Source organism: Winogradskyella psychrotolerans RS-3 (genome assembly GCF_000427335.1).
Lineage (GTDB): Bacteria > Bacteroidota > Bacteroidia > Flavobacteriales > Flavobacteriaceae > Winogradskyella > Winogradskyella psychrotolerans.
Window position 1 is genome coordinate 1 of record NZ_ATMR01000119.1, and the last position, 741, is coordinate 741.

The window sequence follows — 741 nt, forward strand, 5'->3', positions numbered from 1 at the left end:
GAAAGGGCTTTGCCACGCTGAAGGGTAGAATAACCGTCCAGGTGAAAGTGAAAACCCTGAATAGAGAGGTTTTTAAAACGCCCTTTTTCCCCGAAATTTCCCAGAATAAAGGCCTCCACAGCAGCTATATCAAAGCCAAAACGACTGTGAAGCTTGGTCCCCTCTACCGTAAAACCGCTTATGCGAATGCCTACAATGGCCTTTTTATTCAGTTCCTCTGCTATGCTTTGGGCTTGTACACATTCATCCTCATTGTCCAGGACAATGGGCACCTGCTCATTGACGGCCAATGCATACTGTTCCTTGGTTTTGATGGCAGAAGTAAGCACCAGGTTTTTCCCATTTCCACCCAAAGCGATGGATTGTTCCAGTTCTTTTTGGCTGGCTGTATCCACACCTATGCCTACTTCCAAAGCCTGTTTCACCAGGGATTTTGATTTGTTGGCCTTGCGTGCATAGTAGATTTGGTGTTTCAATCCATAAGCTTCAAAAAGCTTTTTGAAGGAAGCGATGTTATCGGAAAAAGTGGGCAGATGGTGCAGGTTGATGGGGGAGCCATGTTTTTCAATCAGTCCGCTGATAATTTTCTGGTCTTCAAAAATACGGTGCATCCATGGGGAAGTAATGGGGGTCAGCCCAGCATTTGGATTGCCTTTAATATAATTTTGATTCGTATTCATTGGAAATATTTATCGTCTCTTTTTTCTCAACTGCTTTAGCTACTTCTCCTGCCCATTGGGA

General features: G+C 44.3%; 1 protein-coding gene. It reads right to left on the reverse strand.

What is annotated here, in order from left to right; genetic code table 11:
- Window positions 1–680, reverse strand: a 680-nt coding sequence (locus ADIWIN_RS11755; protein ID WP_040757183.1) for a diaminopimelate decarboxylase, incomplete at its 3' end; no start/stop codon positions are given.
- Between the last annotated feature and the right edge of the window lie 61 nt (window positions 681–741).